The sequence below is a fragment of the Rhizobium sp. 25PS6 genome (genome assembly GCF_032464655.1).
In the GTDB taxonomy this organism is placed as follows: Bacteria; Pseudomonadota; Alphaproteobacteria; order Rhizobiales; family Rhizobiaceae; genus Rhizobium; species Rhizobium laguerreae.
Map to the genome: position 1 here is coordinate 14,172 of NZ_JAWDIV010000031.1, position 22,373 is coordinate 36,544.

The window sequence follows — 22,373 nt, forward strand, 5'->3', positions numbered from 1 at the left end:
CGACGATTGGCAAAAGATTGCCCGTATATCAGGAGGAATCCGACATGACCCAACTCAACGAAACAACGCTTAAGGAGCTCGTGGACCGCATCTTTGGCGACCTTGGTGGTGCATTCAGCGTGCCGCTGGTGCGGATCGGCGATGACCTTGGCCTCTACAAGACGCTGAAGGCGATCGGACCCGCGACGGCCGAGGAGGTTGCCGTGGCCGCGGGATGCACGCCTCGCTATGTGCGCGAGTGGTTGGCAGCGCAGGCGGCTTCGGGCTATGTGCATTACGAGAATGGCCGGTTCTCGCTCACGCCCGAGCAGGCCTACGTGTTTGCTGAACCCGACAGCCCGGTCAACCTGATTGGCGCCTTCGATACGGCTGCCGCCATGGTCGGAAATCAGGCGAAGGTGCAGTCTGCCTTCAAGACAGGTGAAGGCGTTGCCTGGGGTGACCAGGCTGGCTGCATGTTCTGCGCTGTCGCGCGGCTGTTCCGCCCTGGTTACGTCAATGCGCTGGTCCAGGAGTGGCTGCCGGCGCTCGATGGCGTGAACGCCAAGTTGAAATCGGGTGCAACGGTCGCCGACGTCGGATGCGGGCACGGGGTATCAACGGTTCTGATGGCGCAGGCCTTTCCCAAATCCCAGTTCACGGGTTACGACTTTCATTTGGGCTCGATCGCGGCTGCGAAAGCGCACGCTGAAGCGCACGGTTTGACGAACGTGCAGTTTGAGGTGGGCCGCGCGCAGGACTTCGACGGTAGCGACTTCGATCTGATCACCTGCTTCGACTGCCTACACGACATGGGCGACCCGGAAGCCGCGGCGTCTCATATCAAAAAAGCACTGAAGGAAGGCGGCACCTGGATGGTCGTCGAGCCTTTGGCGGGAGACACGCTTGAGGAGAATATCAACCCGGTCGGGCGGCTCTACTACTCCGCCTCGACGATGATCTGCGTTCCCACCTCCCTGGCGCAGGAGACGGGATTAGCACTTGGCGCTCAGGCGGGAGAGAAGCGATTGACGGAGGTGATCCGGTCAGGCGGGTTCACACATGTCAGACGAGCAGCCCAGACGCCGCTGAACATGGTGCTCGAAGCAACTTGGTGAGAAGGAGTGGTGCATCCGGGACATGCCAGATGGGGCGGGCTCTCGGCGCACACGTGACGTTGAAGGCGGCTAGCACTTGAATTTGGACCGTTTTGCGCTTGAGGGCAGATCCGGTCGCCGCTCTTCAACTCCCTGCTGCACGAGCGAGACAGCGGCGATACCCGCACTGACCGCACGCAATGTGTCGGCACCCTTGACGGCAGCCTTTCCTCACCGTCATCACAAGGCCAGTCGCTTACCAGGAGACGCGCCGTCGCCTGGCCTCCATACGACTTGCGAGATGCCGGGCCAAGCAAAGCAAACCGACCGGATTGATTCTGATGATGATGTGAAGCAGCATCCGTCACCGCATTAGTCGCCGCCGAAGCAATGCGGTCGACACGAGGAATGGTACGACTATGTAGATGCAGAGAACGCCGATATGCAGGGAGACATTGGCGATTGGTTGGCCCAGCATCGTCGGGCGGATAACATCTATCGAATGTGCCAAGGGCAAGAAGGCGGCTATCTGTTGGAATGCTACGGGCAACTGGTCTACGGGAAAGACTGCGCCTGACAAAAACAACATCGGTGTGATGACCAGCGTTTGATAAAATATGAAATAATCGTAGCTGGGCGCGAGGGCCGTGACGACCATTCCAAGGCTCGCAAAGGCTAAGCCCGTGATGGCGATGACCGGAAGAGCGTAGAGAAGAGCCAGCCAGTGAGTGTATCCCAACATGGCGGCGACGATACCAATACCGGTGCCTGCGAGCGACGCCTTGGTTGCCGCCCACGCCATTTCCCCAACGACGATATCCCCCAGCCTGAGCTGCGTGTATAACATTGCTTCCCAGGTGCGCTGGCCCTCCATTCGGCCAAAGGCCGCATAGATAGTCTCGAAGGTTGCAGCAGTCATCGCGCTTGTCGCGATCATTCCAGCCGCCAAAAAAGCAGTGTACGATACGCCGTCAACGCGCCCCACCATCACTCCCAATCCAGCGCCGAGCCCGAATAGATATATAATGGGATCGGCTAGATTTCCCAGAATGGATGCCAACGCCGCTTTTTTCCAAGCCAAATAGTTCCGGCGCCAAACTGCGAGCCAATTTAAACCGCCGGCGGATAATGCTGCTACGCTCATTCTACTTCTCCATCTCGCGTCCGGTTAACCGCAAGAAGACATCTTCTAGATTTGGTGGACGCTCCAGCAAGCGCAGGCCCGTATATCTACGCAGCTGCGCGCGCACCTGCTCTGGATCAGGCGTGTAGCAGAACAGGGTCTCTCCGCTGATCTCCAGTCGCCTAGCATTCGGCCTGATCAAGAGACTAAGCTCCTGCGGATCGCCGCCATAAATTTCGATCACAGGACAGCCAATCTGCTCCTCGATCAGGGCATGCGGTCGGCCCTCGGCGATCTTTCGCCCAGCTTCAAGCACGCACAGCCGGTCGCACAACCGCTCAGCCTCTTCCATGATATGGGTCGTCAGAAGAATTGTCTTGCCGCATGCCAACAGCGATCGAAGTCGTTCCCAGATCAAGTGGCGCGCGTGTGGGTCGAGGCCAGTGGTCGGCTCGTCCAAAATGAGTAGCTGCGGGTCATTAATGAGCGCACGCGCCAAAGTGAGGCGTCGCTTCATCCCTCCCGATAGGTCTGCCACACGCGTATTCGCCTTGCTTTCAAGTCGCGCAAATTCAAGCAGCGATGGGATCACCGTTTCGATTTCTCGGGTGCTCATGCGGAAGTAGCGGCCGTATACCAAAAGGTTCTCGCGGACCGTGAATTCCAGGTCGAGATTATCGAACTGAGACACGATCCCGATTTTCGCGCGCGCCAAGCGAACCTGGCCCGGCTCCTGCGCTCCGAGTACAGTGATCTTGCCTGCATTCGGCGACGTCATTCCGAGGATCATACGGGTGATCGTGCTTTTACCTGCGCCGTTCGGTCCTAAAAGACCAAAACATTCTCCTGCGGCGATAGTAAACGACAAGTCATTGACGACGATTTTACCACCATATGATTTCGAAACGCCGGCCAGGTCGATTGCGACTGGGGACAATGAGCCAGAAGGCGAATCCATTGCCTTAAATTTCGATTGGTGCTGCCGCTCCGATAGGATGAGATGATCCTGGTGCGGATCAGCGATCGTCGTCTTCAAATTCGTTAATTGCCCGTTCATTTCTTGTCCCAGATTTTGAGCTGCAGTGACGCGTTCATCACTCGCCACTATAGGCAATTTCAGATGTCGCCCGCCCTGGCATTTTGGTAGCGCCCTGCTGCCCAACCGTGGGCGCAATCGCGACTGATCCGCGCGACAGCCAGTCGCTATTGGATAGGGTACAAAGGGCATAGGCCTTCAAGGGAATTAAGAGAAAGATGTTCACAAGCGTGTGGAGAGCAAAACCCAGAAACCTCAGTTCGCGGGCGCGATAGGCAGCCACGCTACAGCGGACAAGAGTCATGGATCCAATGACCAGGATCGTCCACCAGGGTAGTGTGGCGGTCAGCGCAAACTGGCCAATTCCTGTCAATACCGACAGCGCAAGAAGTAGCAGGCCGACATTTTGCCCGATTGCGTCCAGCGTGAGATATCGATCGAGACCAGGCAGTACGGGGAGCGCAAGCAAAGTATCCCGAAAGGTGCTGCGTGCCCAGCGTAGTTGTTGGCGTAGATAAACACCCATCGTGTCTGGAACGACTGTCGCCGCGATGGCACTCGGAACATACTCAGTTCGAAAGCCTGCGCTCAGCATGAGAATCGTCAAATGGCGATCTTCGCCGAAGTCACTCGGCTTGCCGCGATAAAGCTGCGTCTCGTACTGATCGAGCAGCGAAAGCATAGCAGACCGACGGTACATCGCACATGGGCCGCAGCAACACATAACTGCACCGAAGCGAGCTTGTGCCGCGCGCTCCTCGTTGCAGGCAAGCCAGTACTCCATGTCAATCAAGCGAGTTAGCCAGGTGTCCGCCTGGTTGCTGGCTTTCATTTGGCCCATCGCCGCACCGACTGCTGGATCCCGCATTTTGTGGGCAAGCTTAGATACGACGTCGGGGGCGATCGTGGTGTCTGAGTCCACATTCAAAATGAGATCCCCAGAGGACTGGGTTATAGCGGCGATTTGCGCTTTGCGCTTTCCAACATTTTTAGGGAGAATTGTGAAGTTGAATCTCTCATCGTCTGCATAGACAGCGCGCTGAGCCACAACCGCGTCGCGATTTTTGGAACCGTCGTCGACTACATAGATGCGCAATTTTCCGGCATAATCTTGCTCCGCAAGCGACGCGAGGCATTCCGAAAGAACGATTGGGTCTTCGTTGAAGCACGGCACGATGACATCAACGCTTGGCACGGGGTTGGTTTCAATGTCTTTCGCAGGTGTTGTTGAGATCGTTGTCCGCCTAGCATGAAAGACCTGCGCGCTCTTATAAACAGTGGAGAGCATTGCATAAAGCGAGATGGCGGCGATGCTGGTTGTTGCGAGCAGGGTCATGGTTTCTCGTTTGTCCAGTGTTTCAGGGAAGTGAACGAATCTCGAATCCGCGGCTATGCAGTGCCGGAATAATTCGAGAGAGTGCTATGAGCGTCTGGTCACGGAGTCCGGCAAGCGAGCATTGCTCAACCTCATCGGGAGGACACCCGTCGTGCAAAAGCACGATTGCCCCAGGCCGAGCAGCAGCAAGCACCTCATCAACGATCACGTCGACGCCCGGGCAAGACCAGTCTCTAGGGTCGGCCGACCAGTGAACGGCTCCAAGTCCAGCCCTCACCGATGCTGAAAGGACGTCTTCAGTCCAAACCCCGTAAGGCGCTCGTAAGTGCCGGACCAAGGCTTGGGGACAGGCCGAGACAATAGCTTGATGCGCCTCGTCTATTTCACGTTTCACATCCTTGGGATCGCAGGTGGCGAGGTCGGGATGCGTCATGGTATGATTGGCGACATCATGACCTTCCGCCACAAGACGCCGAATGAGTTCGGGGTGATCCTTCACGTATGAGCCGATAGCAAAAAATGTCGCCGGAACGCGGTGCTCAGCTAGAACATCCAGGATTTGCGGCGTGCAGAATGGATTAGGACCGTCGTCGAACGTCAAGTAAACGCAGCGAGCTTCGTGGCCGCTTGTGTGATTGACCGGTACTTCGCTCATATATGCGGGCCGTTTCATAGTTCCGACCCGTTTCGTTCAATCAACGAGCCCGCGGGCCACTCAGTCATTGGACGGTCGACGGGAACCACCAATACGAGGACATCTTCAGTGCGCGTGGCTGGCAGGTCGGAATGCGCGTCTGGAAGCGTGGAGCGCACACGCAGCCCGGTCATAATATTGGCGGTCCCGTCTCGGCAGTATCTTTCCATATGATTCCGCATGGCGTGGCGAACTGTTCCGAAAGCAAATGGAACACTCAACTGGCGCAGAACCGGAAACATGGCGCGGACCGAGTGAGCGATGCCTAATCCTTCTAGATCCGGTCGCACTCCGTACAGGCCTAGCTCAGCCACAAGCAAATCAGTCGTACCGACCTTTATGAAGCGGCGTAACAAGCCCATGTGGCTAGCGACGCCGTGCGAGTCATATGCGATTGCGCGGCGTTCGGGCCTCGCACCACCCCAGCTTCGGCCAGTCTCGAACGGCTTGGCATTGAACGCTCCCGTCGGTCCATAGGTCTTACAAAAAAAATCAGCGAGTTCCGCGTGGTCGGAAGCTTCCAGCTCATTTTCCCAGCATATTTTCCATCGCACTTCAGAAGACATGCAAAAGCTCCAAGTTGTTTCTTCGCCCAACCACGATCAGAGCTGCGCGATATTGTTGCGCATACTTGTTGGATTGCCGGTTAGGCAATCGAGCGGTTAAGAGGTTTAAGAGTCTCGAACCGGGCCCCTGCCCGGCACTTCGTTTTTTAGTTCCTGGCCCTGATATTGATCAAGTTCCGGGTTTTCTATAAGTGATCCGAAAGATTGGTAAAATTGATTGTTTGGATGGCAATCATCTATGAAATGGATATTCAACCCATGCGTTTTAAAGGCCTAGATCTAAACCTTCTTGTAGCACTCGACGCTCTAATGACCGAGCGCAAGCTCACAGCAGCGGCGCGCAGCATCAACCTCAGCCAACCCGCCATGAGCGCCGCCATCTCTAGGTTGCGCGACTATTTCCGCGACGACCTTTTTATCATGCAGAGACGGGAGCTAGTTCCGACCCCGCGTGCAGAGGCACTTGCCCCCGCTGTCCGCGAAGCCCTCTTGCATATCCAGGTCTCCGTTATAGCTTGGGATCCAATAAACCCAGCGGAGTCCGACCGCCGATTCAGAATTATCCTCTCAGACTTCATGGCACTGGTCTTCTTCGACAAGATAATATTGCGCTTAGCTCGGGAGGCGCCAGGGGTCAGCTTCGAGTTGCTGCCACTTGACGACGATCCGGAGGAGCTTCTCCGCCGTGGTGATGTCGATTTTCTGATCCTCCCGGATTTATTCATGTCCGGCGCCCATCCGAAGGCAAGGCTTTTCGAAGAGAGACTGGTGTGCGTCGGCTGCCCTACGAACGAGCAGTTACAAGGGCAGCTCTCCTTGGAGCAATATATGTCCATGGGACATGTTGCGGCTAAGTTCGGACGTGGTCTTAAGCCTTCCGTAGAGCAATGGTTATTGATGCAGCACGGCCTCAAGAGGCGTATTGAGCTCGTCGTCCCGGGGTTTAACTTGATCCCGCCATTGCTGTCTGGCACTAATCGAATAGCAACCATCCCCCTGCGGCTGGTCAAACATTACGAACGAACTATCCCACTAAGAATCATTGAGCATCCTTTGCCGCTTCTTTCATTCACTGAGGCTGTCCAATGGCCGGCTCTTCACAACACTGATCCTGGAAACATCTGGATGCGCGAGATTATGATCCAAGAGGCTTCGCGCATGGAATCTGAGATGGAAAGTTGTACGTCGTAAGCGGCACCGCCGGCTCATCACAGCGCGTTGGCTGTGTTCCCAAAGGAGGCATTATGTTACAGGCGGCCCCCGCCGCCTCAGCTCAGCTAGCAATCGAAGCTATTGCCGAGAGCGATCGTTTCTACCTGAGAAGGTACGATTCGTATGCTTTCCCTGGCCTCATGCAAAGGTGATTCAAAACTTTATTCCTGTAACCTATGTTCGGCCGATCGCGGAAACCAGCATCCAGCTGCGGTGACTTCCCCGACCTTCCGCACATGCGCTTCTGCGCGAAAATGACCAACGCGCCGACCCGGGATAGTAGCCGACGCTCTACTTTCGATCCCGCGATGAATCTTGTTCTTGAGGGTTTGAAACGGCGCCGGCGCGAGAAGTTAGCCGCGGCAATATGTCGAGCCACAATCCATAGCGTGGATGCATTTGATCCACACAATCAATTTTACCAATGATCCCATATGATCCATAGCAGGGCAGCCGCGCGGTGAGATTCCGGTAAGTTTTATTGGTTTCTGTCGTCACTTCGCAGACGAGCCGGAACATCTTCCGATGTTAGCAGCAATTAGATCGAGCCTTCTCGCAAGGCCGTCGGCTCGTCGAAATTAGGCATGATGGAGAGGAATACAAATGGCTGATCAACTCACACTGGAAATTATCAGTGCGATCAATAAGCTCGTCAAAGCTGAAGACGGCGGGAGAACGATCGTAGCGCTCGGCGAAATAACGACTGACACTGAGTTGACTTCACTTGGCATCGATTCGCTGGGTTTGGCCGATGTCCTTTGGGATCTGGAGCAGCTCTACGGCATTAAGATCGAGATGAATACGGCCGATGCCTGGTCGAACCTCAACAATATCGGCGACGTGGTGGAAGCCGTCCGTGGCTTGCTCACCAAGGAGGTCTGAATGGACAGACGCGTCGTTATCACCGGATTGGGCGGACTGTGCGGACTGGGCACCGATGCTTCCTCTATCTGGACGGAGATGCGCGAAGGCCGCTCCGCCATCGGCCCGATCTCAAACTCAGAGATTCATGAGCTGAAGGGGATGATCGGGACCGAGATCAAGGTGCTGCCTCAACACGACATTGATCGCAAACAGCTCATCTCCATGGACCGCTTCAGCCTGCTAGCCGTGCTTGCAGCTAAACAAGCCATGCTACAGGCCGGCCTTTCGTGCAATGAAGGAAATGCCCACCGTTTCGGCGCGACAGTGGGCGTTGGCTTTGGCGGCTGGGACGCTACCGAGAAGGCCTACCGCACCCTCCTATTGGGCGGCGCGACTCGCACTGAGCTATTCACTGGGGTAAAGGCAATGCCTAGCGCGGCTGCCTGTCAGGTAAGCATGAACCTCGGGCTGCGGGGGCCAGTCTTCGGTGCCACCTCTGCCTGCGCCTCGGCCAACCATGCGATCGCTTCAGCGGTAGATCAGATCAAGCTCGGTAGGGCGGACGTTATGCTAGCTGGAGGAAGCGACGCGCCACTCGTGTGGATCGTGCTTAAGGCATGGGAAGCAATGCGCGTACTCGCTCCAGATACTTGCCGGCCATTCTCGGGCGACAGGAAAGGACTAGTTTTGGGCGAAGGTGCGGGCATGGCCGTGCTGGAAAGCTATGAGCATGCCGCCGCCCGCGGTGCAACGATGCTTGCCGAGGTCGCCGGCATCGGCCTTTCCGCCGATGCCTACCACATAGCTGCACCAGCTGTGCATGGGCCGGAGGCGGCGATGCGCGCCTGCCTTGTTGATGCGGGTTTAAATGCCGAGGATGTAGACTACCTCAACGCCCATGGCACCGGCACCAAGGCCAACGATCAGATCGAAACGACAGCGATTAAGCGCGTCTTTGGTGACCATGCTCGATCGATGTCCATCTCTTCCACCAAATCCACTCACGCGCACTGCCTCGGGGCAGCAAGTGCGCTCGAAATGATAGCCTGCGTGATGGCGATCCAAGAAGGTGTCGTGCCGCCCACGGCCAACTATCGCGAACCAGACCCCGATTGTGATCTGGACGTCACGCCAAATGTGCCCCGAGAGCGCAGGGTGGGCGTGGCCATGAGCAACGCCTTCGCCATGGGCGGCATGAATGCTGTCCTTGCGTTCAAGCAGGTGCAATGAAGTGAAGATCGTCACGACTAACCCTTGTAAGGCCAGCGGCACATGCTTGAAGCAGGCACCGCAATCCTGTCAAATAGTCTCGCTCTAATTCCTCGGATACTCTCGCATCTGAAATTTTCCTCCGCGCAAACCATGCTACTCCGCCGTCTCGGGGCAAAGGCTGTGGGATGAGAGGGATGCAGCCGGTCGCCCGCTCTTTCCGGCATCAGCGAGCACACACGTCTGACGAAGTGGGCTCGGCACCGCTGCTTGTTGGCATTGATGAACCTTCGGTGACTTTGCGGCCTTCGTGGTCATCGGAGAAAGCTATCACCACGCTGATATCAATTCGAGCGCCGTGGCTTTGGCGACAGCTTCACTGGTCGTGGCGACGGTCAGCTTTCGGCGTGCCGACGCAAGATAGAGCTGCACCGCACTTACCGAAATGGACAAGCGGGCGCAGATCTGCTTTGCCATTAGGCCGCTGGCCGTCATATCGAGACATTGCAGTTCGCGGCGCGACAATTGCGGAAAATCCGCAGTTTTTCTCAGGCCCGACAGAACCATGGCCCTGTCGTGGAGATGGTGGGCGAGAAACTGGAGGTCGCGCATGCTGTCCATGCGGAACCGACGCCAGTAGGAGGCGGGCTGATTGGAGGTGATCGTAAACAGCGATCGCTCCCCGTGAGGCCCACGCACCGGCAGTGTCACGCCTTGCTGCCCGATACCGAAGGCCATCGCCTCCTTAAAGAAGCCGTGAGCGCGCCCTGAATCCCATTTTGACGCGGACCATTCCACGGGCAGAAAGCCGCGCTGTCCGAGCCGCACGACGGGATCGATGCTGAAGTAATCCCGGGCAAGATATTGCTTCACCCACTCGGGCGGGTAGGTCAGCATCAGCAATGGATTGTTGGCCGCTGCGCCCGAGGAGCGGGTCACATGCAGAACCATGTGCGATATCGCATAGATGTGGCGGACTTCGTCCAGCGTCGTTTCCAGATCTTCCAACGTCGGCGATGCGGAGATCCGGTCCAAACTGTAGAAAAAACGAGAACTGCTCAGCATGAGATGGACTCGCGGTTGTGTGTTTTCCTGACTGGGGTAATCGTAACATTTCGCGGTTAGCGAGAAAAGAACGTTTTATGGCAACCATGGCGCGATGTGAAGAACAGGTTAAGGAACTGACGACACTGTGGGCGGCGGGACGGCGACTGGCCTTACCGCATGCCACCATCGACAAGGGCCCTGCCAGGACAGGAAGAGGTTTGATTGAGAAGTCGGGCTAGGTTGGTGCGAAGTGTCCGACAGTTATCTCCAGTCACGTCCCACAGGCCGACATACAGTTTGCCGATCTCGGGCAGTGATCGGGCAAGCGGCGTCGGCCTCCAGCCGAGCCTGCGATACACCCCGACCATCGCCCCATCATAGACGCCGACGATGTTTTCGATACCGGCGCCGAGGGCAAGAGCGCAAAGCCCTGAGAGCAGTTCGGTGGCGACTGCGCGCGATTGCGCGATGTGTCCGGCAGATGGGTGAACGCAAAAGCGAGTACATTCCCAGGTCGTCGGGCTGTCGACGTCGATAGGCTGATCGAAGAAATGCCGAAACTCGCTCTTGAGCATCGTCGCGCCAGTGGTCGGCAGCAGGCGTAGCGAACCTGTCAGTGTGCCCGAAGGTCGTTGAGTGACGAGATATACGGGATCTTCGACCTCATCATATCGGTCCCTCTCCCATTGATCCCGGACATCGACCTGCCATCCCAGCCGATCGCGAAAAACGACGGCGCGAGCCCGAAACATTGCATCGAACGCACGTCGATCGGTCTCGAGCATGTCTTTGGTGAGTATCCGCAACATATCCGTTCCTCCTGATCGTCGATGTTTCACAACAGGCGCCGACCTCGAGCAATCTGGATATTTCACCAGATTGACCGGCGCTTCGACTTACCTTTCATTTTCACAGGCATTTCCGAAGCTTGATCGATCTCAAGCTCGCTGTGGCTGCCAATTCAACGCAACCAAGGAAGAATCGTTCGTGACCTACGATCCAGCCCGCGGCAAACGCATTCGAGAAGCGATATCTCGGGGCAAGTTCCGGAAAGTACACGCTCTTGCAGCCGAACTGAATGTATCAGTCGCGGCCGTCTCGCGCTGGCAAAATGGCGGCCATACGTCCCTGGAAAGCGCCTGCGCTCTCGCGCGCCTGCTGGATGTTTCCCTCGATTGGCTGCTCTTGGGGCGAGGGACCATAGACGGGCATAGGAACAGCGCGATCTCCGCCACGGAATTGCTGTGGGTAATGGCGCTACGTGGCCGATCTGCGGCGGCTCGGTCCAATCTTATTGGGCTGCTCGAATCCATCCCTCCGGAACAAGCGTTACGCTAAGCACAATTCCGCACGGTTTTTTTACCTTGCGCTCAACAGCTTTAGGTTGCTCAAATCCACCGTATCAACGATCTTTCTAGTTAGGGTTTCAATGACGAGACCGGCAGGAAGGCTAGCCCACCCTGCCCTCGCCGACGCGAAGACCCTTGTTTTCACTATCAACGCAGAAGGGTTGCCGACATGTCTACAATGTTGACCATCAACGTGAAAAACTACGAATCCCAGACGCAAAACTTCTACTTCTTCCAGCAACCGGCAATTTATACCGGCGGCGGGCAAGTCTATTCGAACAGCCTTTTCTCGCAGTCGCTCGGCAACTACGACAACACCGGCGCGATCCTGACCTTCCAGGTCAACCTGCAATATTATGCCGGCATCCAGCAGGCGAATACACCGCCGCAAATTGGCGCATCATCTGGCTACTCGTCAGCCAGCCGCGCCATTGATCTTGCTCCGAGTTCGGGTGGCAGCGGTAAACCGAACGACTGGACGACTGCGACGGTCAATCCGCTCGGACTATCCTCGCCAATCTACGGGGAAGGTGTACAGCCTGGCGCATTCCGCATCACCACGCCGGTTTTCAACTCGCCGCCCTACTTCAATGTCGGCTCAGCGGTTGCCGTCAATGGCGGCATCGTGCTCTCCAACTTCGTGCAGGCAAACCCGGCCAGCAATACCGATTGCCAGCCGATCCTGAAATATTATGTCCAGACCGGCGCCTACACGCCAGGTGTCGTGATGAACTTCACGCAGTCGAGCGTGAACGCGGCGCTTTCCGACTTCACCGGCGGCTATTCCGTCTGCAACGTCAGCCTGAAATCTGACGGCACCTGGACCACGCAGCTCCAGTAAACCTTGGCAGCCATGCAGGTGAAAAACCGTCCCGTCTTCACCTGCATGCGCAGCATTGGCGCGTTGCCGCCGCCCGCCGGGCGACGGACAGGCTTGATCTCAGAGGGGATTGTCACACGCCATGACCAGTTCGTCCTACCAGATCATCGTTCGGAACTTCTCGCAGACGACGCAATATTTCTATGTTTTCCAGAAGCAGGCGGCATTTCCTTTGTTGCCGAGCCATGGTCCCATCCTCAGCGGCAGTCTCGGCTGCCAAAGCATCGGCAATTACGCAAGTTCGGGAGCGCAGATCAATTTCGGTTTGGACAGTCAGGTCTATGCAGGTGCCCTCAGCACCAAACAGGCGGCGTCCCCCTCGCAGCTTATCGCGCTTCTCTCGCTCAATGCCGCCACGCTATCCGTGGTCGGCAGCAGCTCGGCGTTCCGACCGGTTACGCTCACCACGGTCGACGGTTCGCCGGACAATTGCACGACCTTGACGCTCGATCCGCTTGGACTTTCCGCGCCCGCCAATCAAGCCGGAGTTGCGATCGGAGGATTTGGCATGAACGTGCCTTCCTACACGCCGTTGCCGCGTCCCGAGCTCTATTGTGGCGTCGTCGCACTGAACGACAATCAAGCTATCATACTCTCGAGCTTCGTCGCTCCTTTGCCCAACGCCGTCATGAACTGCATACCGAAACAGATCTTTTTCGTGAAGATGGGCTACCAGCCGGTCGGAAGCACCGTGACTTATGACGAGAGCAACTCGGCATGCTGCGATTTCACCATCGGCTACGCGATCTACACCGTGACTTACAAAGCTGACGGAACCTTTTCGGCGACAGGAGGACCGTAGACCCAGAGATCCGGATCATCACTGACGCTTGAACAAGCCAACCCTTGAACCGAAAGGAATATAGCAATGTTACGTATCACGTCGAAATTCGCTGGCCAAACAGCACGTCGCGATAAAATCGCTGCCGGGCTTGCCATTTCCATCGTCTCTATCCTCGCAACAGCGCTGCCTGCCGCCGCGCAACTCGTTTTTTCGTCCGATTGTCGGAACTACCAGCCCATTGCGGTCGCCCCGCCGAACGACGCGATCCTCTTCACCAAGCAGCCGGTGCCCCATCCGAACGGAACGGCCTCCGTCTTTGCGATCGTCGGAGCCGACACCTATGTCATTCCGGCTGGGGCCAACTCCTGCATCGTCGCCGCTCCCCCCGCCGATGACAATTACTGCTTCATTGCCCGTAACGACAACACGATCGACGGCGTCGGTTTTGCCGCCATTCGAAATCCGGGGGGCCTGACCGCCTGCCAGTAAGGGGTGAATTTCCTACATCCAGCAGTTCTCGTCCGGTCTTGCGCGAAGGTGAGGCGGAAAGTGGAATATCCACCTCCGCCCGCTGTCGCGCGCTTGTCACCCTGGCGACCCAATTCTGCACGCTAAGAAGCAATCGGTGGGTGAAAGAAACTACAGCTAATGAGCAGTTCATAGGCACTGGCGAGCGGTAATCTTTCCGGCTCCAAGGATTCTATTGACGGCGGCCGCGATAGCGGCCTCCGTCGGTGAACCAGCCCTTCGTTATGCCGCGCCGCCCCAAGACGCTGACGATTTGCATTCCCGCCGGCATCGAGCAAGGCGGACGGCCCATAGAGACTGGAATAGAATAAACCTTCGGGAAGCTGGGCAGTAACTTGAGTAAAAGTCTTTTTATGACGGTCTCTTAGTCAGCCTTGGTCTGCCTATGAGCTTGCCGCTGTGTTCGGAATCTGCCAAGCTAAATAGACACATCTTATTGTGCCCTCCCCCAGCCGGTGAATGCGAAGGTCGCTTCCGGTCTGCCTATCTGCAGGATTTGCCGCGCTTGAGCAGATGACTTTCGAACCAGCCGCGAAAAGGCGAAAGATTGCTGTTAACTCCTTTGTGTGCTCTGCCGGCAACCAGGGAATCCGAGCGCAATGACCGACCACTCCTCGAACAAGATCTGAAAAGAGACGATGACACGCAGCCAAAAAGAAAAGATGCTCGCAGGCGAGATGTATAACGCAGCGGATCCTGAGATCCAAGCCGAGTTGCTCCTCACCGGGGCTTGGCTGAAACGGTACAATGACACGCTGGGCGACCCCGCCGAGCGGTGGCATGCGCTTCTGTTAGAACGATTGGGGGCTGTCGGGCTTGGAGCTGCTATTCGTCCTCCGTTCCACTGCGATTACGGGTTCAACATCCGGATCGGAGCGTGGGTCTACATCAATTTCAACTGCGTCATCCTTGACGTGGCAGCAGTGACTATCGGCGACGGAACCGCAATAGGGCCTGCTGTGCAGATTTATACTGCGGACCATCCACATGATCCAGAGCAGCGCCAGGCTGGGTTGCAGTTGGGACGACCGGTCAGCATTGGCAGGCACGTCTGGATTGGAGGTGGAGCAATCATTCTCCCGGGCGTGACGATCGGCGATCATGCTGTCATTGGCGCTGGTAGCGTGGTCACTCGAGATGTTCCTGCAGGAAGCACGGCGATGGGAAATCCAGCTCGGGTCAGGGTTGGTGGACGCTTGCCGCAATCATAAAAGTAGGCGTCGGGCGAAAATCCGGTGGTTAGGGGTAGTCTCGTTGCTTGTGCGAACGACGATTCTGGGTCGCCATGGCCCGTGCGACCGTCGGCACTCTGACGCAGTTCTCTTTGCAAATGCGGTCGGGCAGTCGTGCTAAGTGATTACTGATCGCGTTTGCTACGACCGGCTGCACATTGCACCGGACCGCCGGATTCCAGTGTCAGGATCCGGCTGTCCTGTCGAAAACTTAAGGCACCATCTACTGCCGACACACGCGGCCATGTGACCTTTCCTCCGAGACCGTTTGAAGATAGCCTGCGTTCGTCCCATGCCAAAGCCTCCTTCCCATCGGCGCCCGAAACCAACCTGTCGAATCTAGATCGACTGATGTTTTCCAGGAGATGCTGGTTCTGCTTCCGATTTATGAGTTGCGAACTGGTCGCATGCGAAGGGGTCAATTACGTTTAGGCTCAACTCGCAGATACAGACCGTTTCACCTGCATGAGCACGAATTGTTTTCGTGCGCTCGATGAATGACAATTGCTCGCTCTGAATAGAAATCCACGCGCGGTATGTCGTCGGTAAATATCTTGCTGTCGCCAGGAACATCTTCAGAAGTAGGCACCGATCACCCGGCGCAGCCTATCGGTCCCACTCTGCAGAAAGCGCCTTTCGCCACGTACAGCGTTGATTGACCAGCTACCTAAGTACACTGCATCCATAACGTGGATGATAGCTATCCCAACAATCAATTTTACTAATCTGTTTGGATTTATTAGCACGCGCTGGAGGACACGCGCCGAGCGGCGTCCGCCTCCTGATTACCTGTCGGGGGCTCTTGACATGGGTGACGAGCATGTGTGGAATTGTTGGCATAGTGGGACATAAGCCCGTGTCGGAGCGACTGATCGAAGCCTTGGAGCGGCTGGAATATCGCGGCTATGATTCATCCGGCGTTGCTACGATCTTCGAAGGAGAATTGCACCGACGCCGTGCGGAAGGCAAGCTCGGGAACCTTAAAACGAGATTGAAGGAAGCGCCACTGAGCGGCACCGTCGGCATTGCCCACACACGATGGGCGACCCATGGCGCACCGACAGAATGCAACGCTCACCCGCACTTTACCGATGGTGTAGCCGTTGTTCATAACGGCATCATCGAAAATTTCTCCGAGCTAAAGGACGGATTGGCGGAGGTTGGGGCCAAGTTCCAGACCGACACGGATACCGAGGTGATTGCGCATCTCCTGACAAAATTCCGTCGGGATGGCATGGGATGCATTGAGGCCACGCATGCCATGCTGAAGTGCGTCAAGGGCGCCTTCGCTCTTGCCATCCTCTTTGAAGATGATCCCGCGACAATTATGGTGGCGCGCAATGGACCACCATTAGTGATAGGCCATGGCGATGGTGAGATGTTTCTGGGCTCCGACGCGATCGCTCTTGCTCCGTTCACCAATAACATCACATATCTGAACGACGGCGATTGGGCTGTTGTAAGCAAAACGAGTGTCCAAGTTTTCGATATGGAAGGCAAGGTCGTTACGCGCCCACGGCACATATCGCTTGCTAACGCCGACCTGGTCGGCAAGGGCAATCATCGGCATTTTATGGAAAAGGAAATCTACGAGCAACCCGAGGTCATCGCCGGTGCTCTTGGGCACTACATCAATGTCAACGATAGTCATGTCACAACGACCTCAACCGACATCGACTTCGCCCAGGTTGAGAGCCTCGCGATCTCCGCCTGCGGCACGGCATATCTTGCGGGACTGATTGGCAAATATTGGTTCGAGCGCTACGCACGCTTAATGGTTGAAATTGATGTCGCCTCGGAATTCCGTTATCGAGAAATCCCGCTGTCGGCGCGGTCGGCAGCGCTCTTCATCTCTCAATCTGGTGAGACGGCTGACACGCTTGCATCGCTGCGCTATTGCAAAGCACAAGGTCTGAGAATAGGCGCTGTCGTCAATACCCGAGAATCAACTATCGCCCGCGAGGCAGATGCCATCTTTCCGATCCTCGCCGGGCCAGAGATCGGCGTTGCTTCTACCAAGGCATTCACTTGCCAGCTAGCTGTTCTCGCTGCGCTAGCCATCGGCGCAGGCAAGGCGCGAGGCACGATCGCAGACGACGAGGAACAATTGCTCGTCCAAAGTTTGGCGACGTTGCCGAGCGTTATGCGACAGGTGCTGAACGACATCACGCCGAAGATCGAGCTCTTGTCCCGGGGATTGTCGAATTACCGCGACGTGCTCTATCTCGGCCGCGGCACAAGTTTCCCATTGGCCATGGAAGGTGCGCTGAAGCTCAAGGAGGTTTCCTATATCCATGCTGAAGGTTATGCGGCAGGAGAATTAAAACACGGTCCGATCGCCTTGATCGATGAAAATATGCCAGTCATCGTCATCGCGCCACATGATCGGTTCTTTGATAAAACTGTCTCCAATATGCAGGAAGTGGCCGCCCGCGGCGGCCGCATCATTCTGATCACCGACGAGACGGGAGCTTCGATGTCAAAGCTTCCCACCATGCACACTATCGTATTACCCGATGTTGCGGAGATTATCGCGCCGATGATCTTTTCTCTGCCGCTGCAGCTTCTTGCGTATCATACCGCGGTCGTTATGGGGGCAGATGTGGACCAGCCGCGGAATCTAGCTAAATCAGTCACAGTCGAATGATTGTGACGATTGGTTAGATCGCAAATCGCCTCCGGGAAAATCCAGGACTTGATCAGACATCAAAAAAGTGAGGTCGTATGCACGAACTTTCGCTCGCCGACGTGCCGTCGCGAATTGGCCAGGAGCTCGGTAAATCCGAATGGATAACCGTTGATCAAACTACAATCGATCTCTTTGCCGATGCGACACACGATCATCAATTCATCCACGTGCACCCGGAACGCGCGGCAGTCGAAAGCCCGTTTGGTGGCACTATCGCTCACGGCTTCCTGACACTCTCGCTTCTGTCGGCGATGAACTTCAGCGGCATGCCAAAGATCCGCGAGCAGACCATGGGCCTTAACTACGGCTTAGACCGGGTGCGTTTCATGTCACCGGTTAAGACCGGCAGCCGTGTGCGCGGTCGCTTCGTTCTCTCTGAATGTCAATTTCGCGGCGCAAGCATGCTGGTGACTACCTACGAGGTTACGGTGGAGATCGAGAACGAGAACCGACCGGCACTCACTGCTAATTGGATCACTATCATTCAGTTTGATCCGAACGACAGGCCTAAAGGGATTTGACGCCAGCTCGCGCCAGCGGGTGTCGACTTGTTGTTTTGGCTGCACGCGATTTCGTAGTGTCACGCCGGAATTCTCGCTCTGCTGCGTCGGCAATTGCGCGCTGGCATCATCCTTCGGGCAGGCGAAACGGGTTTGAGTTGAATTTCGCTGTAATGGAGGCTGATTGATTGCATTCGTTCCGTCTGGCCGCTGCGGTGTTGCCGCTACTTTTGTCATCTTGCATGCTCGGGCCCGACCATGCACCGCCGGAAACGCCTTTGCCGGAGAAGTTTTCCGAGGGTGCAAAACAGAGCGCCGGCGATGTTGCGGTGTCGGCGTGGTGGGATTCGTTTTCAGATCGTACGCTCAACCAGTACGTTGCCTCCGGCCTGGATGAGAACCTCAGTGTTCAGCAGGCGCTCGAAAGGGTTAATGCCGCCGCCGCGGACGTCACCATCGCTGGCGCCGGGGGCCTTCCCAAGGCATCACACACGACAAGCGGCGAGATCGGCAAAGGGGGAGATGTCACGAGCACACAGAATATCTCCAGCGTGCAACTATCGTTGACCTGGCTGCTGGACGTATTCGGTCAGTACCGGCGCAGCACTGAAAGCGCACTGGCTTCTCTTGATTCTGCGCATGCGGCTGTCGACGCCGCAAAGCTAGCTCTAATCAAAGATCTTGTTTCCTCCTACATCGACGCCCGGTACTACCAGCAGCGCGTCTCGATTTCCCGAGCGAACCTGAAGTCCCGCCAGGAGACCTACGATTTCACGAATTTTCAAGTCGAAGCGGGAGCGGCTTCCCGGCTGGATGTCTTGCAAGCCGAAGGACTTGTCCGATCGACGATTGCCGAAATACCAAGGCTAGAACTGAATTTTCGCGTGTCGGCGCATCACATTGCGGCCCTCCTCGCTTTGCCGTCGGAAACAGTGATCAAGCAACTGCAGAAAAGTGAAGGGCAGCCGGTCTATCGCGGAAAGATCAATGCCGGCATTCCCGCCGATCTTATTCGCAATCGATTCGATATTCGCCAGGCTGAACGGGATCTCGCCGCCGCGACTGCACAGATCGGCGTGGCGGAAGCACAGCTTTACCCCGCGATAACGCTCTCCGGCTCGATCACCCCTTCCTATACCAAGCAGCGCGGCCGTCACGGGGGTATCTTGAAATGGTCCTTCGGGCCGAGCCTCGACCTCCCAATTCTGGACGGCGGCCGTTTGCGGGCAAACGTGGAGACTTCTAAATCGGACGCCGCAGCAGCCTACATAAGCTGGAAATTAACCGTCCTGACAGCTGTGCAGGAAGTCGAGGACGCTTTGACAGCCGTCCGACGCGACGTTCACACAGAGAACTCACGTCGCAGGCAAGTAGAAACGATCGAAGAAGCACTGAAGCTTTCGACGGCCTCGTACACGGATGGCGCCTCTTCTCTCCTCGATGTTCTCGAAGCGCAAAGGCAGGTGTCCAGCGCTCAGGCGAGCCTCGCTGCGGCGATCCAACAACTGGCCAAGGATCACGTGCGGTTGAATGTAGCAATCCGCGGTGGTTTTGCGGCTCCCAAAGTCGCGTCACCCAGGGAGGCCTCGACGGTTGCAGCCGCAAATGCAAACATCCAATCCGCACATTCGCAATAGCCGAGCGCTGGATGCGGGATGGTTTAACCTGATCAAGTCATTAGCGCGCCAGCGCCTGAGTTGTATTGGCGCCGGCCGGGAGGTCGTCCAATCGCGGCACATGCCCTTCACCACCTCCCGCTTACGAGCAGGGCTTAGAGCTAATGGGATGGTCCGCCCTGTCTCCCGAGAGCATAACGGAGGTGGGCAAAGGAGGGCTGAAATTATGGATCGCAACCAACTGCGCCAATGCGCCGTCTTCGGCATCGATATCGGAAAGAACCTCTTCCACGTGGTCGGCCTGGATAGTTCCGGCGCGAGACGCTACTGCAGTTCTTCGAACGAGCGAACAGAACGCTTGTCGGAATGGAATCCCGTCCGGGTTCCCAATGGCTTGCGCCAAGTTGCAGACGATGGGGCATTCCGTCCGCATCATCCCGGCGCAGTGAAGTCTACGTAAAATCGAACAAGAATGACATCATCGATGCTGCGGCTATCGCAGAAGCTGCAAGGCGACCGACGATGCGCTTCGTTGGCATTAAGCAAGCCGATCAGGTCGATCTTCAGATGTTGCATTGGGTGCGTATTCCGATGAAACCGGCCACCGATTCCGATTTGAAGCCGGCCATTTTTCGGGCTGATCCTGGGTCTGTTTGCTGTTTGGATCGGGTTTTGTGTCAGGTCAAGCTTTGCTGTGTTTCAAGCGCCATCGGTGAACGCTGTTTGCGCATACTTTCGCCAATGAGATCGATGCCTCGGCGTTGTGAACGAGGCGATCCAGTATCGCATCGGCGGCGTTGGGTTTGAAATAATTTCCCACCAGCGATCCAGGGGCACCTGGCTTGTGACGATCGTCGAGCGACGCTCGTAGCGGTCTTCGATGATCTCGAGAAGATCGCGGCGCTGATCATCGCTGAGTTTTTCCGGTCCCCAGTCATCGAGGATCAGCAGGTCGGTCTTGGCGATAGATTTGGGGATTCTGCCGTATCGCCCGTCACCCCTTGCAAGCGCGAGCGTGGCGAACAGCCGGGGAACGCGGTGGTATGCAACGGAGAAATCCTCGCGGCATGCTTTGACCGATGGATGCGCCCCAGCGCCGAAAGCGATCTGGTATCCACTCAGCGTATCGCCGGTGGGAACTGGGCATGTGATCTGGGTCGGTTCCATGACGACAGCCGCCATAGCGGCGCTGATGGACGGCGATGCGCTTGCCGCGGTAAAAGATCTCGATGGTGCGCGCCGTTGCTCTAAGATCGACCTGCTGGCGAATGAGGGCATGGGGGACGGAATAAAAGAAGCTTTTGAACTCGACGTGATAATCGGTCGAGACACGGACCAGACGCCATTCGGCGAATTCGTAGTTTCACCCGGGAGGCTAGCGAGCGCAGCACGTTCGACACGTTCAAATACTTGCCGCCGGGTAACACCCAATCGACGCATGAGGTGATCGTTGATGCGATCAAGTGCCAATAGCGGCATTGGCCTCAGCCAGCGAGAAGAAAGTCAGCTTGCGCAACCGCCCCAGGATGCAGGTGGCGCATGGCGGCGTCGTCATCGGCGACGAGAACTTGTTTCAATGGCGTACCTTTACTGGTGCAGTCGATCAATAAATCACGTCGTTTCTATTTTCAGTTCCCTGCGCCACGTTGGGAAAGAGAAGCGTCCCAAGGGTGGAACGCTCCTCGGATCTTCGAATTAAATGAAGCCGAAATTTTCCGCCGTAAGCGAGGTAAGATCCGACATGTCGTGCAGATTGTCGACATGAGCGAAGGCATGCGCGTGGTTCGCAGAATCGACATAGGCTAGTGTCGCACCGTGAGTTTTGCCATCTTGACCGAGAGTTTTTTCGTCATGGTAGACAATGATGTCACCGGGGACTTCGTCGTGAATAGCGGTCGCGGCGGCAGAGCCAGACGTGAACCCTCGATCCGTGATTACCACGACGTGCTGACCGTGCGCTTTCGCGGCCTCGCCATTGTAGAAAGTGTCCACAAATTCGCCTGGGAAACCCTTCGAGTGGTTGATGAAATTTGCGCCAAACAGATCCCCTTTGCCGAAGTCACCGGCGTCCATGACAAAACGGTCCTGCTTCGGGTCGAAATCCGTCACAGTCGTATACCAGTGCGTTGTTCCAACCATAGGATCGTGGAACCGAAACACGAAGGCGTCGCCGTCTTCGCCGCCAGTCAGAACATCTGCGCCGTCGCCGGCCACCAGCGTATCCCTTCCCTTACCGGCGTCGAGCCTGTCGTCGCTCTCGCCGCTATGTGGTATTACGCGGCGCACTTCGAAGGGGTTGAAGGCTTCGATTGAGCCGTCGCTATACAGGAGGTCGTCACCAGGACCAGCATGGACTATGTCTGAGCCATCCCCCGCATAGACAATGTCATGGCCGTCACCGGCCTCGATCGTGTCGTGGCCGCTTCGAGCCACAATCCGATCATCGCCGCCACCGGCTTTGATCCAGTCATTAAGATTGCGTGCATAGATTGTGTCGTTGTCTTCGGATCCGTTAATAAAGGGGCTGTTATCAGTGCCTTTGATCATCATCGCAAATACTCCTTATTAGGCAACGGGCGCCGCCTGTGCCCCTTATCTTTTCCAAGAGCGAATTAGTGAAATCCATTCTTTT

At 56.5% G+C, this 22,373-nt stretch carries 21 protein-coding genes and 2 pseudogenes; 14 read left to right on the plus strand and 9 right to left on the minus strand.

Annotated features, from left to right (window positions below):
• The first annotated feature begins 44 nt into the window (after positions 1 to 44).
• Positions 45 to 1,097: a class I SAM-dependent methyltransferase gene (locus tag RWK44_RS32250; RefSeq protein WP_127431410.1), complete on the plus strand. Its 1,053-nt coding sequence runs from the start codon at positions 45 to 47 to the stop codon at positions 1,095 to 1,097.
• Between the two features lie 343 nt (positions 1,098 to 1,440).
• Here RWK44_RS32250 and RWK44_RS32260 read toward each other — a convergent pair whose 3' ends face one another.
• Genes RWK44_RS32260 through RWK44_RS32280 form a run of 5 tightly spaced genes read right to left on the minus strand, consistent with a single transcriptional unit; the run spans position 1,441 to position 5,831 of the window.
• Positions 1,441 to 2,220 (minus strand): ABC transporter permease, encoded by a 780-nt coding sequence (locus RWK44_RS32260; RefSeq protein WP_127431411.1) that lies wholly within the window; start codon positions 2,218 to 2,220, stop codon positions 1,441 to 1,443.
• A 1-nt stretch (position 2,221) separates the two neighbouring features.
• Positions 2,222 to 3,256 carry a nodulation factor ABC transporter ATP-binding protein NodI gene (gene nodI, locus RWK44_RS32265; protein ID WP_127431513.1) on the minus strand — a complete coding sequence of 345 codons (1,035 nt, stop codon included), beginning with the start codon at positions 3,254 to 3,256 and terminating at the stop codon, positions 2,222 to 2,224.
• 37 nt (positions 3,257 to 3,293) lie between these two features.
• Complete coding sequence (gene nodC / locus RWK44_RS32270; RefSeq protein ID WP_127431412.1) at positions 3,294 to 4,571, minus strand: chitooligosaccharide synthase NodC; 1,278 nt, start codon at positions 4,569 to 4,571, stop codon at positions 3,294 to 3,296.
• 22 nt (positions 4,572 to 4,593) lie between these two features.
• Positions 4,594 to 5,244 carry a chitooligosaccharide deacetylase NodB gene (nodB, locus tag RWK44_RS32275; RefSeq protein ID WP_127431413.1) on the minus strand — a complete coding sequence of 217 codons (651 nt, stop codon included), beginning with the start codon at positions 5,242 to 5,244 and terminating at the stop codon, positions 4,594 to 4,596.
• Positions 5,241 to 5,831, minus strand: coding sequence for a NodA family N-acyltransferase (locus RWK44_RS32280; RefSeq protein ID WP_127431414.1), 591 nt, complete (start codon positions 5,829 to 5,831; stop codon positions 5,241 to 5,243). The genes nodB and RWK44_RS32280 overlap by 4 nt, the downstream gene beginning before the upstream one ends.
• 258 nt (positions 5,832 to 6,089) lie before the next feature.
• On the opposite strand from RWK44_RS32280, the gene RWK44_RS32285 reads away from it, so the two are divergent.
• From RWK44_RS32285 to RWK44_RS32295, 3 genes are all read left to right on the plus strand, one after another.
• Positions 6,090 to 7,022, plus strand: coding sequence for a LysR family transcriptional regulator (locus RWK44_RS32285; protein WP_127431514.1), 933 nt, complete (start codon positions 6,090 to 6,092; stop codon positions 7,020 to 7,022).
• A gap of 624 nt (positions 7,023 to 7,646) precedes the next feature.
• Positions 7,647 to 7,925: an acyl carrier protein gene (locus RWK44_RS32290; RefSeq protein WP_127431415.1), complete on the plus strand. Its 279-nt coding sequence runs from the start codon at positions 7,647 to 7,649 to the stop codon at positions 7,923 to 7,925.
• Complete coding sequence (locus tag RWK44_RS32295) at positions 7,926 to 9,137, plus strand: beta-ketoacyl-[acyl-carrier-protein] synthase family protein (protein ID WP_221165030.1); 1,212 nt, start codon at positions 7,926 to 7,928, stop codon at positions 9,135 to 9,137. It begins immediately after the preceding gene.
• 309 nt (positions 9,138 to 9,446) lie between these two features.
• On the opposite strand, the gene RWK44_RS32300 is transcribed toward RWK44_RS32295, so the two are convergent.
• Together RWK44_RS32300 and RWK44_RS32305 are read right to left on the minus strand one after the other, a co-directional pair.
• On the minus strand, positions 9,447 to 10,181 hold the full coding sequence (locus RWK44_RS32300) for a helix-turn-helix transcriptional regulator (protein ID WP_127431417.1): 735 nt from the start codon (positions 10,179 to 10,181) through the stop codon (positions 9,447 to 9,449).
• Positions 10,182 to 10,333: 152 nt separating this feature from the next.
• Positions 10,334 to 10,972 (minus strand): acyl-homoserine-lactone synthase, encoded by a 639-nt coding sequence (locus RWK44_RS32305; RefSeq protein WP_127431418.1) that lies wholly within the window; start codon positions 10,970 to 10,972, stop codon positions 10,334 to 10,336.
• A 178-nt stretch (positions 10,973 to 11,150) separates the two neighbouring features.
• Between RWK44_RS32305 and RWK44_RS32310 the strand changes: the two genes are divergently transcribed.
• The 9 genes and pseudogenes from RWK44_RS32310 to RWK44_RS32350 all read left to right on the plus strand — a co-directional run.
• The gene (locus RWK44_RS32310) at positions 11,151 to 11,501 is read left to right on the plus strand and encodes a helix-turn-helix domain-containing protein (RefSeq protein WP_127431515.1); all 351 of its coding nucleotides are present in this window, start codon (positions 11,151 to 11,153) and stop codon (positions 11,499 to 11,501) included.
• A 180-nt stretch (positions 11,502 to 11,681) separates the two neighbouring features.
• Entirely contained in the window at positions 11,682 to 12,353 is a 672-nt protein-coding gene (locus RWK44_RS32315; RefSeq protein WP_064649264.1) for a hypothetical protein, read from the plus strand.
• Positions 12,354 to 12,474: 121 nt separating this feature from the next.
• The gene (locus RWK44_RS32320; RefSeq protein ID WP_168257382.1) at positions 12,475 to 13,194 is read left to right on the plus strand and encodes a hypothetical protein; all 720 of its coding nucleotides are present in this window, start codon (positions 12,475 to 12,477) and stop codon (positions 13,192 to 13,194) included.
• Between the two features lie 66 nt (positions 13,195 to 13,260).
• Positions 13,261 to 13,665, plus strand: a complete 405-nt coding sequence (locus RWK44_RS32325; RefSeq protein ID WP_131702634.1) for a hypothetical protein — start codon at positions 13,261 to 13,263, stop codon at positions 13,663 to 13,665.
• A gap of 677 nt (positions 13,666 to 14,342) precedes the next feature.
• The gene (gene nodL / locus RWK44_RS32330; protein ID WP_131702635.1) at positions 14,343 to 14,915 is read left to right on the plus strand and encodes a nodulation O-acetyltransferase NodL; all 573 of its coding nucleotides are present in this window, start codon (positions 14,343 to 14,345) and stop codon (positions 14,913 to 14,915) included.
• Between the two features lie 841 nt (positions 14,916 to 15,756).
• Positions 15,757 to 17,583, plus strand: a complete 1,827-nt coding sequence (gene glmS, locus RWK44_RS32335) for a glutamine--fructose-6-phosphate transaminase (isomerizing) (RefSeq protein ID WP_310857349.1) — start codon at positions 15,757 to 15,759, stop codon at positions 17,581 to 17,583.
• A gap of 77 nt (positions 17,584 to 17,660) precedes the next feature.
• Positions 17,661 to 18,146, plus strand: coding sequence for a MaoC family dehydratase (locus tag RWK44_RS32340; RefSeq protein ID WP_011654219.1), 486 nt, complete (start codon positions 17,661 to 17,663; stop codon positions 18,144 to 18,146).
• 167 nt (positions 18,147 to 18,313) lie between these two features.
• Positions 18,314 to 19,762 (plus strand): efflux transporter outer membrane subunit, encoded by a 1,449-nt coding sequence (locus RWK44_RS32345; RefSeq protein WP_168340269.1) that lies wholly within the window; start codon positions 18,314 to 18,316, stop codon positions 19,760 to 19,762.
• Positions 19,763 to 19,967: 205 nt separating this feature from the next.
• Positions 19,968 to 20,327, plus strand: a pseudogene (locus tag RWK44_RS32350) (IS110 family transposase); the annotation flags it as partial.
• Between the two features lie 91 nt (positions 20,328 to 20,418).
• Here RWK44_RS32350 and RWK44_RS32355 read toward each other — a convergent pair.
• A pseudogene (locus tag RWK44_RS32355) lies at positions 20,419 to 20,815 on the minus strand (ATP-binding protein); the annotation flags it as partial.
• A 91-nt stretch (positions 20,816 to 20,906) separates the two neighbouring features.
• Between RWK44_RS32355 and RWK44_RS35150 the strand changes: the two are divergent.
• Positions 20,907 to 21,188 (plus strand): hypothetical protein, encoded by a 282-nt coding sequence (locus RWK44_RS35150; protein WP_164735974.1) that lies wholly within the window; start codon positions 20,907 to 20,909, stop codon positions 21,186 to 21,188.
• 248 nt (positions 21,189 to 21,436) lie between these two features.
• Here the strand turns inward: RWK44_RS35150 and RWK44_RS32365 are convergent, their stop codons facing one another.
• Positions 21,437 to 22,291: a calcium-binding protein gene (locus tag RWK44_RS32365; protein WP_310857348.1), complete on the minus strand. Its 855-nt coding sequence runs from the start codon at positions 22,289 to 22,291 to the stop codon at positions 21,437 to 21,439.
• Positions 22,292 to 22,373 lie beyond the last annotated feature (82 nt).

What these genes read in the sequence shown, in the direction of transcription:
- glmS (WP_310857349.1), top strand. Translation starts at nt 15,757, where the DNA reads ATGTGTGGAATTGTTGGCATAGTGGGACATAAGCCCGTGTCGGAGCGA.
- RWK44_RS32250 (WP_127431410.1), top strand. Translation starts at nt 45, where the DNA reads ATGACCCAACTCAACGAAACAACGCTTAAGGAGCTCGTGGACCGCATC.
- RWK44_RS32305 (WP_127431418.1), bottom strand. Translation starts at nt 10,972, where the DNA reads ATGTTGCGGATACTCACCAAAGACATGCTCGAGACCGATCGACGTGCG.
- RWK44_RS32295 (WP_221165030.1), top strand. Translation starts at nt 7,926, where the DNA reads ATGGACAGACGCGTCGTTATCACCGGATTGGGCGGACTGTGCGGACTG.
- RWK44_RS32315 (WP_064649264.1), top strand. Translation starts at nt 11,682, where the DNA reads ATGTCTACAATGTTGACCATCAACGTGAAAAACTACGAATCCCAGACG.
- RWK44_RS32285 (WP_127431514.1), top strand. Translation starts at nt 6,090, where the DNA reads ATGCGTTTTAAAGGCCTAGATCTAAACCTTCTTGTAGCACTCGACGCT.
- RWK44_RS35150 (WP_164735974.1), top strand. Translation starts at nt 20,907, where the DNA reads ATGACGACAGCCGCCATAGCGGCGCTGATGGACGGCGATGCGCTTGCC.
- RWK44_RS32290 (WP_127431415.1), top strand. Translation starts at nt 7,647, where the DNA reads ATGGCTGATCAACTCACACTGGAAATTATCAGTGCGATCAATAAGCTC.
- RWK44_RS32325 (WP_131702634.1), top strand. Translation starts at nt 13,261, where the DNA reads ATGTTACGTATCACGTCGAAATTCGCTGGCCAAACAGCACGTCGCGAT.
- RWK44_RS32320 (WP_168257382.1), top strand. Translation starts at nt 12,475, where the DNA reads ATGACCAGTTCGTCCTACCAGATCATCGTTCGGAACTTCTCGCAGACG.
- RWK44_RS32300 (WP_127431417.1), bottom strand. Translation starts at nt 10,181, where the DNA reads ATGCTGAGCAGTTCTCGTTTTTTCTACAGTTTGGACCGGATCTCCGCA.
- nodI (WP_127431513.1), bottom strand. Translation starts at nt 3,256, where the DNA reads ATGAACGGGCAATTAACGAATTTGAAGACGACGATCGCTGATCCGCAC.
- RWK44_RS32340 (WP_011654219.1), top strand. Translation starts at nt 17,661, where the DNA reads ATGCACGAACTTTCGCTCGCCGACGTGCCGTCGCGAATTGGCCAGGAG.
- RWK44_RS32280 (WP_127431414.1), bottom strand. Translation starts at nt 5,831, where the DNA reads ATGTCTTCTGAAGTGCGATGGAAAATATGCTGGGAAAATGAGCTGGAA.
- nodC (WP_127431412.1), bottom strand. Translation starts at nt 4,571, where the DNA reads ATGACCCTGCTCGCAACAACCAGCATCGCCGCCATCTCGCTTTATGCA.
- RWK44_RS32260 (WP_127431411.1), bottom strand. Translation starts at nt 2,220, where the DNA reads ATGAGCGTAGCAGCATTATCCGCCGGCGGTTTAAATTGGCTCGCAGTT.
- nodL (WP_131702635.1), top strand. Translation starts at nt 14,343, where the DNA reads ATGACACGCAGCCAAAAAGAAAAGATGCTCGCAGGCGAGATGTATAAC.
- RWK44_RS32365 (WP_310857348.1), bottom strand. Translation starts at nt 22,291, where the DNA reads ATGATGATCAAAGGCACTGATAACAGCCCCTTTATTAACGGATCCGAA.
- nodB (WP_127431413.1), bottom strand. Translation starts at nt 5,244, where the DNA reads ATGAAACGGCCCGCATATATGAGCGAAGTACCGGTCAATCACACAAGC.